11 protein-coding genes are annotated in these 13050 nt (G+C 46.6%); 2 read left to right on the forward strand and 9 right to left on the reverse strand.

Translation table 11 applies throughout. From position 1 onward, the window contains the following. Positions 1–101 precede the first annotated feature (101 nt). From ABIX36_RS03465 to ABIX36_RS03505, 9 genes are all read right to left on the reverse strand, one after another. A complete protein-coding gene (locus tag ABIX36_RS03465) occupies positions 102–3464 on the reverse strand; it encodes a glycosyltransferase (protein WP_348080770.1) in 3363 nt (1120 codons plus the stop codon). A gap of 39 nt (positions 3465–3503) precedes the next feature. Next, a complete protein-coding gene (locus ABIX36_RS03470; protein WP_348080771.1) occupies positions 3504–3665 on the reverse strand; it encodes a FeoB-associated Cys-rich membrane protein in 162 nt (53 codons plus the stop codon). 74 nt (positions 3666–3739) lie between these two features. Next, positions 3740–4108: a glyoxalase superfamily protein gene (locus tag ABIX36_RS03475; RefSeq protein WP_348080772.1), complete on the reverse strand. Its 369-nt coding sequence runs from the start codon at positions 4106–4108 to the stop codon at positions 3740–3742. Positions 4109–4124: 16 nt separating this feature from the next. Further along, a complete protein-coding gene (locus ABIX36_RS03480) occupies positions 4125–5318 on the reverse strand; it encodes a hypothetical protein (RefSeq protein ID WP_348080773.1) in 1194 nt (397 codons plus the stop codon). Between the two features lie 221 nt (positions 5319–5539). After that, a complete protein-coding gene (locus ABIX36_RS03485) occupies positions 5540–5863 on the reverse strand; it encodes a GIY-YIG nuclease family protein (protein WP_348080774.1) in 324 nt (107 codons plus the stop codon). A 62-nt stretch (positions 5864–5925) separates the two neighbouring features. Next, the gene (locus ABIX36_RS03490; protein WP_348080775.1) at positions 5926–6756 is read right to left on the reverse strand and encodes a GMP synthase; all 831 of its coding nucleotides are present in this window, start codon (positions 6754–6756) and stop codon (positions 5926–5928) included. 100 nt (positions 6757–6856) lie between these two features. After that, the gene (locus ABIX36_RS03495) at positions 6857–7954 is read right to left on the reverse strand and encodes a carboxylate-amine ligase (RefSeq protein WP_128535375.1); all 1098 of its coding nucleotides are present in this window, start codon (positions 7952–7954) and stop codon (positions 6857–6859) included. 198 nt (positions 7955–8152) lie between these two features. Beyond that, positions 8153–9205, reverse strand: a complete 1053-nt coding sequence (locus ABIX36_RS03500; protein ID WP_348080776.1) for a hypothetical protein — start codon at positions 9203–9205, stop codon at positions 8153–8155. 126 nt (positions 9206–9331) lie between these two features. Further along, positions 9332–10039 carry an alpha/beta fold hydrolase gene (locus ABIX36_RS03505; protein ID WP_348080777.1) on the reverse strand — a complete coding sequence of 236 codons (708 nt, stop codon included), beginning with the start codon at positions 10037–10039 and terminating at the stop codon, positions 9332–9334. 128 nt (positions 10040–10167) lie between these two features. On the opposite strand from ABIX36_RS03505, the gene ABIX36_RS03510 reads away from it, so the two are divergent. Beyond that, entirely contained in the window at positions 10168–10980 is an 813-nt protein-coding gene (locus ABIX36_RS03510; RefSeq protein WP_348080778.1) for an alpha/beta hydrolase-fold protein, read from the forward strand. Between the two features lie 417 nt (positions 10981–11397). Next, a complete protein-coding gene (locus ABIX36_RS03515) occupies positions 11398–12993 on the forward strand; it encodes a PAS domain S-box protein (protein WP_348080779.1) in 1596 nt (531 codons plus the stop codon). Positions 12994–13050 lie beyond the last annotated feature (57 nt).

The raw sequence follows: 13050 nt of genomic DNA on the forward strand, positions 1-13050 counted from the left end.
ATGAGAAAAACCATGCAGATGTGCAAATGAGAACTGCTAACTACTTAATCGCGATAGCGGGCTTCATCTGCACATCTGAAATTTGCACATCTGCACATCTCCTATTCCTCTCCTATCAGGTCTTCTTTTTTGATGGTTACCGTACCGGTGCGCTTTAGCACCCCCCAACCACTCAGTTCGCCTTTTAAGGCCTTGCGGATTGCCTTAAACAGGATATAATACATCAGCTGGCGCCAGATGAAGCGCTGCGGAATAATGTAAATAAGCTTTTTGTAGCTTTCTTTCTCCATCTTGAAAGCGATAATAGCCACCAGGAAATCTATTAAAACAAACAGCACGTAGTAAATTATTATCTTCTCCGGCTTGTCGCCCAGTAGGCCGAAGATCATCATCAGATCGGCCAGGGGCGAGAACAAGGGCAGCACTATCTGGAAGATGAGGATATTTGGCATCCCTACCATCCCGAAGAATTTATATTTTTTGTTGAACAGCGCGTCGCGATTTTTCCAGAAGCTTTGGATCACCCCAAAACTCCAGCGGAAGCGTTGCTTAAGCAGCATATTCAGCGTTTCGGGTGCTTCAGTGTAGGCAACGGCCTCGGCGCTGTTCCTAACGATATAGCCCAATTTGAGGATGCGCATGGTGAGGTCACAATCTTCGGCCAGGGTATCGTAAGTAAAGCCGCCTGCCTCAAATATCGCCTTTTTGCTAAACGCGCCAATGGCACCCGGAACAACCGTGATGCTGTTGATAAGATCGAACGCGCGCCGGTCCATATTTTGGGCGGTAATATATTCTATCGACTGCCAGCGGGTGATGATATTGGTTTCGTTAGCCACCTTAACGGTACCGGCAACCGCGCCGATCTCTTCATCGGTAAAATACGCCATCAGCTGGTAAATAGCATCGCTACGCAGTTGGGTATCGGCATCTATGCAAACCACGTAATCGTAATTAGCGTGCGATATACCAAAGTTAAGCGCCGATGCCTTGCCACCGTTTGGCTTGGTTAAAACACGAACCAGGGGATGGTTTTCGTAAGCCGCTTTCACTACCTCAAAGGTATTATCCTTAGATCCATCGTCTATAAATATCACCTCAAAGTTGGGATACTCCAATTTTAGCAAACTATCTATAGTGGCGGCAGCGGTAACTTCTTCGTTATAAGCCGGCACTATGATACTTACCGCCGGTAGTTTGGCCGTTGGGTCTACCCTTTCCTTCTTATCTTCAAAAAACTGCCTTACGGCCAGGATGCCTATCAGGATAATGCGCCCGATAGCGAGGAATATCGCCGACAGGAACAGGTAAAAAATAAATTTATTCCCGAGGAAAAACCCTACAATAACCACATCGTAAAACCTGCCCCAAACGGTTTTATCGTCCGAGGTGGGCATAGGCATCAGGTCGTCTTTAGATTTATCCAACACATCGGCAATGGTTGTAAACTGGTAGCCGTGGCTTTTAAAATAATGAATGATGGCAGGCAGGGCCTTTACGGTTTCCTCGCGGGTATCACCACCGGCATCGTGCAGCAGTATCATGGAGCCATTATCTTTTTGCTTGATGGTACGGGCAATGATGCTATCGGCGGTTACACCGGGCTGCCAGTCCCATGGGTCGATAGATTCGCCGATGGTGATATAGCTTTGCCTGCGGCTTTCGGCCACCGGTATAACTTCTGCTAAAGTTTGCGGCTCGGCATCGGCATTAAACGGCGGACGGAATAGGATGGTACTGCGCCCCGTAACCGATTCTATCAGCTTGCGGGTAGCGTTTAGTTCCAGGTTCACCCTTTCGATACTAATGGTAGAAATATCGGGGTGGAAGAAGGTGTGGTTGCCTATCTCATAACCTTCATCATAAATACGTTTCAGGATGGGGATGTTCTTCTCGGCCATCGAGCCTACAATAAAGAACGACGCTGGTACTTTCTCGCGTTTCAGGATATCCAGGATGCGCGGGGTGAAATCCGGGTCGGGGCCATCATCAAATGTTAATACTACTTTCCCAGGTTTAAGCCCGTACCTGCGGATAACATATTTGGTTGGCAGTTTAATGTAGGTTTGGTTGGTGATGGTGAAGTTTTTAGGGTCCATCTTCACATCAATTTTACCAGTATCGGGTGTGGTGATCAGATCCAGTACCTCACCGCCTTCGCCGGCGTAATCAATCTTATCATTTAAGCCTACTGTGTTAAAGTGCCTGATATCGATCCCCGTTTTATTAAGCGAATCGATAGAAAGATTTTTTTGGAAGAACGACCATAGGCGCGGATCCTCGGCACCGAGTCGCCAAAGCGCTACCCCACCCGTAGACCAATCATCGGCCATGCGGATGATGTTGAAGTTGGTAACCGCATCTGTAAAGTACACGATGTGGTTAAAGCCATCGTTACCCAAATAGTTATAATGCAGGTTGGCAGATACCGGGTCGAAGATGATCTTGCTCTTTTTTTGCACAGCGGTACTGATGGCCTGCTGATAACCGGCAGACACACCTATGCTGTTCTCGGGCCAATCGTACCCGCCCGCTGCAATGGTAAAGATCACCTTTTCGCTGGGGATAATGGAGCATACCTCATCCAGGATCTCTTCGGCCCAGTGCTGGTTACTTATTTCGCCAGCATTGCTACCATCGTAATGCTGGTCTATAGCCATCACGAAGATAAAATCGTTTACGTGCTGTAACCGTTTAAGGTCATAAGCTTCGTCTTCGGGTACTACGTTTTGGGTAACCAGTAAGCCGTTGGCGTGCAGGGTAGCGTACAGTTCGTTTTGGAAAGCTATGTAGTTTTTGCCGTTGCGATCCTTCACGTCATCCAGATCTACGTTTACACCCTGGAACTTGTAAAAATTGAGTTTGGCAACAATGCTGTTGATAAATGCGGTACGCAGTTTTTTATTACCGAAGATGTGTTCCACTTCGTCTACATCGTAACCGCCTTTGGTATTATCGTAATTGGATAGTGTTACCAGTATTTGCTTTTTATATTTTTTATTGAGGTTGATGAGGCCGGTATCTAGTACGGTTTTCAGCGTATCTGCTTTTTGGCTGAACCCAAAACCTTCGGTAACCACCATATCCAGCCTGTGCATATGAAGCAACAGCGAATTGTAGGCCTGTGGCTCCCATGGGCGGTAGAACGCAGCGTTTATACGATTGGCATTGTTGGGGTGTTTAGCCTGATGCTGGCGGCGGGCACGGGCAATTTGCTCAATCACCGCTTTCTCTACCTTAAAGTCTTTATAGCGTTTTGATTTTTTTAGCGCCTCCAGGTCCTCCTTGGAGATCTTTTTAGGGGCAGGATCAAGGTTGGGTAAAATAGGATACTCGGTAGAAGTAACTGTTATGGCTGCTGCTACGGCGCCAAATAAAAATACAATTAAAATTATACGGCTAAGCCATTTAAAGCGGTTCCACCTGCCGGGGTTATCAGCCTGAAAGACCTGTTTGTTGGACATGAAGAGTATTTAATACGATTAGGTTATGGTTGGACAAAATTACCTGCCTTGTTTTTGCGGTTCGATGGCAGAAAAATCCACCCCGCACTTACAATTGCCTCCGCAACTTTTTTTGGCGAATAAGCTTTTATACATAATACGCCCCACGTAAAAAACCGCAGCTGCAAATAAAAGAATGATTATGATCGTTTGTACGTTCATGATGCAAAATTAATACAATTCTAATACGTACAGAAAATTAAAAAAGTATAAAGTTTAGTATCAACTGTTAAACGCTAATCAATATCAATACAAGTAAAGGTAAGCCGGTTGCCAAAAGGGTCGCCTACTTGCATGGTGATTGCCTTTGGGTCCCAGGAGGCTTTTTCCAACCCGGGATTATAATACTTATACTTTTTTCCCTTCAATTGTTTGTGGTATTCGCGCAGGCCCTTAAAGTCCTCAATATGTATCCTGCCGCCGGGTGTGCAATCGCCGTAATGTTCGGTTAAATGCAATACGATGCCTTGGAACGACACCTGCAAATAAATGGGCGAGCCATCGGGCTTGTGTTCCCAATCGATGGTAAAACCAAGCCAATCCACATAAAACTCAATGGCTTTATCGTAGTCGAATATCCTAAAAATGGGCCTTGCTATAGCCATAAGTCAACCTGTTAAATTATTTATGCATGAAAGCTACCGTACCGCCCACCCAGTCAAAATCTTTATTATACCGTACCCCTATCATTTTGCCTTTGCTTAACCGGGAAAGGTTTATGGCAAGGGTTGGTTTTTCGTCGCCATCGGGCCAGAGGTATAGCAGCCTTATCTCCACCTTCACGCCCATATCCGGCGACTCCAGCACGGGTTCGTAGTGCACCTTTTCCTGCAGGATCCAGTTCTGTGGGTCGGATATTTTTTCGATATCGCCATCCATAATGTCGATAATAACGCCCTGCCCGGCAAAGCTGAACAGTGGTTTCAGCACGTAGTTTTGCAGGTCTTGGGGTAATTTCTTCACCTCGTGCAAAAACTGTGTTTTGGGGATATAATCGCCCTCCAAAAAAGGCATGGTGAATTTGCTGATGCGGTAAAACCAGTTGGGATGCGCTATCCATTCCACATCCAGCGGCTGGCGGATATCCACCACCTTGTTAAAGATATCCGGGTCACCTTCTATCTCATCAAATATCAGGCGGTTGTAGATGCGTTTGATGCGTTTCTTTTCCTCGCCATGCATGTAGAAAAGCTGGTTGCCCTCCTGTATCAGGTCAGACAGCGAAACTACAGGTGTACCGATGTAGCCTTCGGTAATATAAAAATCAACGGCGGTTTTTTGGGTTGGGGCATTCACGTCCATCAACACTACTTCATCTGGCTGGTGAGGGCCGAGGATGGTTTTTTTGAGCAGATCGAGGTAGCTTGCTTTATCAAGCCCGTTAAAATAAATAGTTTGGTTGCCGGGGATATGGAAAGTATGCCTGTAATTCTCTGCCAGGTGCACCTGGAATCCGTACAGCGAGGGGAAACCCTGCATTTCTATCAGTTTGGGTACGATGTTACCTGCCGCATCTTTACAAACCCCAAAATCCAGCGCGATAAAGTGGGAATGACTGTTCTCGTTTGCTACCCGCCATTGTTCTGGTATCGCGCGCTCTGTTATCGCTTTAAAATCGGGTTTTAAGATAGTGGCTACAATCTCCTCGCCCGCCTGCAAAAGTTTATCCCTAAAATCGTCCGTCAAAAAAACCGGCGTCTCCGCAATGCGAAACTCTATGGGGTTTTTGAGACCGGCATTAAGCGACAGTAAAAACTCCGCGTACTTTTCTTCGGTAAAGTTTTGGTTGTAGGTGCTTCTGATGGATGGGTTCATGATCTGTGAGTTTATACTAACTTTAACCTAATTTGTCATCCTGAGCGACAGCGAAGGATCTGATAACGAACTATGCTAACGGCCACGCATATCGCGGTTTAACAAGCCCTTTTATCTATTTTGTCATCCTGAGCAACAGCGAAGGATCTATTAACGAACTGTGCAAACGGCCATGCAAGTCGGCGAATAGACGCTTCGCTATCGCTCAGCACGACAAGATTTTAACCGGTAAACACCGGCGGCCAATCCATTATGTCACTATTTAAGAGACGCCAACCCGGATTTTCTTGTTCTATTAGCTTATTTTTTTTCGCCCTCGTCCAGCCTTTAATTTCTTTTTCTCGTTCTATCGCGTGGTTTACGTACTGATGTCGTTCGTAATACAGCAGATAAAAACATTTATATTTAGATGTAAAGCTATCCTTTTGGTCCGTGCCGAAGTAATGCTCGTACAATCGTTTTTCTAAGCCATTTGTTACACCTGTATATAATACTGTTTTGTTATAGTTTGTCAGGATATAGGTGTAAAAATTATACTGTCGCATTACATGGTTGTTACTGGGCGGCGATTAGATCCTTCGCTGTCGCTCAGGATGGCAAATTTAACTTACACCTCCACTCCCAATATCGCCTCATCCAAAAAGTTAGGGATGATGGTGCTTTGGGTATGGGCAATTTTATCCGGGTCGTCTAACCGCCGGAGCATTTCCTTGTATTTGGCTTCGCCGTGCTCGTTTATTACCTCTTCTTTTTTCTCCTCGCGCAGCAGCATGGTTTTAATGCCAATCGGGTCTGCCTCGGGGTGAAACTGGGTAGCAATAAAATAATCGTTAAAACGGATGGCCATCATGGCCCGCGGCAGATCAACATGCGGTCGTTCTTTTTCCAGCGCGAGCAGTTTCATGCCCAACTGTTCAAACCGTGCCATATCCGGGTTGATCACCTGCCAGCTGCGCGAATCTACCGTGTAGAAGGGATCGTACAGGTTCTCAAAAACCTGGTCCTGCTTGCCCTCTTCGGTTAAATGCACCGGTAAGATCCCGAAAGACGGTGAACGGCGTAGCCCTATCTCGCCCAACCCGTATTTACGGCACATCAACTGGAACGAGTGGCATACAAAAAACACATGTTTTTTATTGGGGCTATCGCTATTGTTATGAGCTTCCAGTTTATCAATCAGCCTGAAGTATTTTTTCTCCCACTCCGTGCCTTCGCTATCTATCGGACTGCCCGGCCCCCCGCTTGATATGTAGGCATCAAAGTTTGTGCCCGGCATCTGCGCTTTGCGGCGCACATCAAAAATTTCGTAACTCAAATTAAGGCCATGCTTCGCCTTATAGCGCTCCAGTATCTCCCGGAAACCACGCATCCCCTCGTTCGTAATACCATCATACAAGTCCAGTATGGCAATCTTTATTTCCGGTTTATCTGTGTTCATTTTTCTCTTGTAATGAAGCCTCACCCTGCCCTCTCCAAGGGAGAGGGTTCTAAAATTATTTTTCTCAAGTCCTCTCCTTTGGAGAGGATTAGGTGAGGCTTTATATCCCCTTCAACGTTTGCGACGTAATATAATCCACAACGTCTTCAAAGTTATTGTTTTGATTGTAAACAGCCAACTGCCTGTCGGCGCCTGTACCGTTCTCCAGGATCTTGTGCACGTATTGCAGATCGTCGCGGCAACCCAGGTCATCCACCACATCGTCAATAAAATCAAGCAGTTCCAGTATCAGGGCGCGGGTGTTCACCTCCAGCTCTTTACCAAAATCTATCATTTTACCGTCGATACCGTAACGTGCGGCCCGCCATTTATTTTCGTTAATAAGCGCCCGGTTGTAGGTGATGAACTTCATATTGCTCAACCTCAATTTGTACAGCTTGGCGCAAATACACTGGAAAAGTGCCGTAAAGGTCATGGTCTCGTCTATCAGCATGGGGCAATCGCACACGCGGAACTCGATGGTTTGGAAAAATGGGTGAACCCGCAGGTCCCACCAGATCTTTTTGGCGTTATCTATACAGTTGGTTTTCACCAGCAGCTTTACGTAGTTGTCGTAATCCTCAATACTGGCAAAATAATCCGGGATGCCCGTCCTCGGGAACTTATCAAACACCTTGGTACGGAAGGATTTATACCCCGTATTTCTCCCCTCCCAAAACGGCGAGTTGGTGCTTAGCGCATAAACGTGCGGCAGAAAATACCGCGCCTGGTTGGCAATATGGATGGCCATATCTCTCGACTGGATCCCCACATGCACATGCAGCCCGAAAATAAGGTTAGAACGTGCCGCTTCCTGCAACTCATCCACTATCTCAAAATACCGCGGATGGTCGGTTATCAGCTGGTGCTGCCAGTGCGAAAAGGGGTGTGTGCCTGCCGCGCCAATGCGCAGCCCAATATCGCCGGCTAACTGGGCCACCGTTCCACGCAGTTTGGTCACCTCTTTGCGTGCCTCTTCGGTATTGCGGCAAATATGGGTACCCACTTCCACAACCGCCTGGTGCATCTCGGCCTTTACTTGGTCCTCATGGATCTTCTGCGCAGCATCCACAATTTTTTGCTCATGCGATTTTAGCTCCCTGCTCACAGGGTCAATCACCATAAACTCTTCTTCAACACCTAAGGTGAACTCGTTCATAATTGGTTAGGGTTTGGTTTACCTAATTTGGTTTTTTCTTTTGTCTTTCATCCTTAATCAAATAAGGGCGTTGCCTTCGGCCGGGCTTTCCGCTCATACTGCGCAGGCCTTAGCCACAAGGCTGGTATCCGCTGCAATCCCTAACGCGGGCATTTCGGTTAGAGACGCAAAATATTGCGTCTCTACGTCCATCCTAATTTATTTCTTCGCCGCTTTTTTAGGCGCTGCCGCTTTCTTTGCCCTCGGCTCTGCTATAGTTGCTACCGTAACATCTGCCTTGGCTGCTTTTGCCGACGCGATAAGCGGTTTGCCTGCTGCGCCGGTCTTCACATATTCGCCCCAGGTAAGGTTATCGCGGTCGTCTTTTTGGGCTTTGGCACGCTCTATGGCGTAGCTTGCGGCGGTTTCTACCACCCACTCAAAGTTGTCCTGGCCCACGCTGGTTACTTCGGCATCGGGTGCAGGGTTGCAGAAGTCGATAGCGTAAGGTATGCCATCGCGTACCGCAAATTCTACGGTATTAAAATCGTAACCTAAGTATTGGTTTAGTTGTAAAACGTATTTGGTGATGGTATCCAGCATGGCTTTTGCAGCAGGTGCTTTGCCATGCTCATAGCGCAAGTGATGCGGGTTGCGTGGCTCGTACTGCATTATGCGCACGTGCTTGCCGCCAATGCAATAACAGCGGAAGTAATCATCGAAAATAATCTCTTCCTGCAATAGCATTACCAGTTGCTTGGTTTGGGCGAATTTCTCCCAAAGGTCTTCCTTGTCGCTAATTTTGTACACATCACGCCAGCCGCCGCCGTCGAAGGGTTTCATGTATGCCGGGAAACCTACGTAATCAAATATCGCGTCCCAATCCAGCGGGAAGGCCAGGTTACGGAAGGAACGGTCGGTAGTGCTGTCCGGGTGATCTTTGGAGGGTAGCAGTACCGTTTTGGGTACCGGTACGCCAAGTTTTACGGCAAGGGCGTTGTTAAAAAATTTCTCGTCGGCACTCCACCAAAAGGGGTTGTTGATAACCGCCGTGCCGGTGATGGCGGCGTTTTTTAGCGATGCACGGTAAAAAGGCACGTCTTGCGAGATCCGGTCTACAATTACCGAGTAGCCCAGTGGTTCGCCCTGTAATATTTTATCAATGCGTACAAATTCGGCAGAGATGTTTTTCTCTCCCTTCTCGTTGATCTTGTCAACAAATGCCTGCGGAAACGAATTTTCCTGCCCGAATAAGATGCCTATTTTTTTCATGGTGATGTGGTTAAAATCCTAAAGCCTAATTTCTAAATCCAAATGAGAAGAAACGCTAAGCCTATTATCTATATTCTAAAAAGGGGCTCGCTTCCTGTCTCAAATCTCATATCTAACGTCTCAAATCTATTTAATGGTAGATAAATAATGCGGAAACATCTCCCGCCATACCGGCCAGTCGTGGTTGGCGAAGGGTCGGATGTCCAGCCAATGGTTAATGTTCTTGGCCTTCAAAATGTTTGACATTTCGATATTATAATCCTTACACATATCATGTTCCGACGTGCCCAGGATGATGTTCATCTTCCAAAGCCACTCGTTATTGCTGCCCGGCACAAAATCTACCGGATTGTTGTAATACACGTTCTCATCGTGGTGACCATCGGTAAACATCTTAATATCAAAAGCGCCGCCCATGGTAAACAGGTGCGCCACTTTCTCGGGGTGTTTAAACGCGAAGTTTGCCGCATGGTAACCGCCAAAGCTGCAACCGGCCATTGCCACCCGTTGCACGCCGGTTTCGTGCTGTGCCCAGGGGATCAGCTCATCTGTCAGCATTTTATCGTACCACGCGTAGTTGCGGGCACGGTCGGCCGGGTGGATGCCTTTGTCGTACCAGCTGCGGTCGTCAATGGTATCGGGGCAGTAGATCTTCACCAGCCCTTCATCTACAAACCAACGCGCGGCATCTATCAGCCCAAAATCTTTATTCTGATGGAAACGCCCCCGGGTGGTAGGGAAAAGGATAACCGGGTACCCCCTGTCGCCAAAAACCAGCATTTCCAGGTCGGTATTCAGGTTTGGCGAATGCCAGCGGTGATATTGTTCGGTCAAAGCGTTTCGTTTAAGATGGTAAGATAGCAGTATCGCGTGTAAATGTCAACACTACGCCAAATAATTCTGTTTTAGTTAATTAATAAAAGTATTAGCCTATTTTTGTACCCTTTATTATTAATTTAAACATGTACACATATAGTACAGCTATTGAAATGGCCATAAACGCACAGGAACTCACCATCACATCAACCGTACTCGAACGCGAAGTTACCTGTACCCTCCTAATGCCCGATAACGCCGGGATTGAACCCCTGCACCTTTTACTGCTTAACGACGGGCAGGAAATAGAAAATTTAACGCTTACCCATACTTTAGAGAATCTATACGACCGCAATTGCCTTAAACCCGTGCTCATAGTAGCCATACACGCCGGCGACGATCGCATACAGGAATACGGCATTGCCGGCCAGCCCGACTATAAAAAACGTGGCAGCAAGGCCAATCTCTACACCCAGTTCATCGTTACCGAACTACTGCCCGAGATCCACAAAGCAACCGACATTGAGCATTTTGAAAGTACCGCCTTCGCGGGATTTTCGCTTGGGGGCTTAACTGCTATGGATATCGCCTGGAACAACCCCGAACTGTTTGATAAGGTTGGCGCATTCTCCGCATCGTTTTGGTGGAGAAGCAAAGACCTCAGCAAAGGTTACACCGAAGCCGACCGCCTGATGCACGCCCAAATTGCCGCCACCGAAGGCAAACCTGCCCTCAAATTCTGGCTGCAAACCGGCACCAAAGACGAAACCGCCGACCGCAACAAAAACGGCATTATCGACTCGATAGACGATGCCATAGACATCATTAAAGCACTGGAAGCCAAAGGCTACACCCGCCCCGCCGACATCCAATACCTCGAAGTAGTAGGCGGCAGCCACGATACCGAAACCTGGGGAAAAGCCATGCCCAAATTTTTGCAATGGGCGTTTGGGAAGTAAGGAATGAGGAAGATTTGAGATGTGAGACAAAGCTCTCCAAGGCACCCAGTTTTATTTTATGGACGGGTTGGACACCCGCCATTTTCCACTACAAAAATTTGCACTTTTTTTTAAATGTGGCCAAAACGAGGCACTATCAGCATCAAACCCTCAGTTTAGCATCTCTTTTTACCCCTGCTCGGGGCTAAATATCGGTAAAAGTGCTTAAAAGTGCTTTTATTATCCTTTTACAACTTTATTTCCTGAATTTTATTTTTCGGAAAACTTATTTAAAATAGGTAAGTTAGTATGGTACTGTTAACCAATATTTTATCCTGCGGCTTTTTATATTCCCCTAAAAATATAAAGCGCCGGGGATAATTTTTTTGCCGCTAACATTTACGCTAATAACCTGCTCTTATCTTAAATATTTTGTCGATGTATCTACCCTTAAAACTAAAAGCCGTTGCGTATACAGGTTTAATAAGTGTTGTTATTGGCTTTATCGTAATTATTGGGTGGGTGTTTAATATCCTCTCTTTCCAAACTATTATCCCGGCCTACGCCTCCATGAAGTTTAACACGGCGTTGGGTTTTATTTTATTGGGATGCATCTTGCTTCTTACACAGTTTCGTGTCACCAGGTACAATACGGCGCTTTCTGTTTTTTTGTCAATACTCGTAATGGCTATAGGGCTTATATCGATGTTGCAAACCTTGTTTCATTTTACCCTGGGTATCGATCAGTTTTTTATTACCGATCATCCGTCCATAAACCTCCATCGCCCTAATCCAGGCCGCATGTCGGTAAATACCGCTGCTTGCTTTATTTTGTTGGGATTGGCCTTTGTGGGTTTCAGTTTCAAACACCGCTTTATCCATCTGTTTGCCCAGTACCTGCTTACCTTTGTAACGGCCATTTCTGCCGTTGCACTAATAGGTTATTTATATGGGTTTTCGTTATTTTATAATGTAAATTATGCAGGTGCTATGGCCATCCATACGGCCCTTTTATTTTTAGTTATATCTATCACAGCCTCTTTATTACATCCCGAGATTGGCGTAACCGGGCTTTTTACGGGTACACGCGTAGGCAATAAGGCAGCACGGCGGTTATTGTTCCAATTTGTTTTTATTGGCGTGGTGTTTGGCGCGTTTCGGATGGAGTCGCGTCACCTTAAACTGTTCTCGTTTAACGGTGGGCTGGCTGTGCTTATTATTTGTTTTTTGTGTGCGGGGCTGGCCCTGGCATGGTACCTGGTAAACTGGCTAAACGCGCTCGACCATAGTCGTCACCAGGCCGAACAAGAGGTGGCAGTGATTAACAGGGAACTTGAAAAAAGGGTTAGGGAACGCTCGGCAAAGCTTAATAACCTATTGGTTAAATTCAGAGAGAGCGAATCAAAGTTTAAGGCGGCTTTCGAGCATTCGGCTATAGGTATGGCCCTCGTGTCGCTGAAAGGGAGATGGCTGCAGGTAAACAAAACGCTTTGTAACATGGTGGGGTACAAAGAGCAGGAATTGCTTTCCATGTCGTTTTTGGATATTGCGCACCCCGATGACCATAACGAATACACTACCCTTGCCGATGATATACTAAAGGAAGAGAACCGCACCGGCAGGATAGAAAGGCGTTATATATGTAAGGATGGCGCGGTTGTGTGGATATCTGTAAACGTAGCAACGGTGACCGACAAGAGGGGTGGCCCGGTATATTTTGTAAGCCAGTTTGAAGATATAACCGAAAGGAAAAACGCAGAAGTGAGCTTAAAAACGGCTTATTGCGAAATAAAGAAGCACATGCACAATATAGAAAATATTGCCTGGAAACAATCGCACCTTATCCGCAGCCCGCTTGCCAACCTTAAGGGCCTCACCACTATATTATTGGAAAACCCGGCAGACGGTGAAACTTTGCTTTACATAAAAAATGAGCTGGACAGGCTGGATAAAGTGATCATAGAAATGGCGGAGGATGCCGCCGGCCGCGGTGTTAAAAAAATCATTGCCCGCAACCGGTCCTTTAAGCGATAGGCTGCCCCCCTTACCTCCCGCGTAACGAAAGAAAATCATCGGTTTTAAAATATGTTG

This window comes from Mucilaginibacter sp. (genome assembly GCF_039925265.1).
Taxonomy (GTDB): domain Bacteria; phylum Bacteroidota; class Bacteroidia; order Sphingobacteriales; family Sphingobacteriaceae; genus Mucilaginibacter.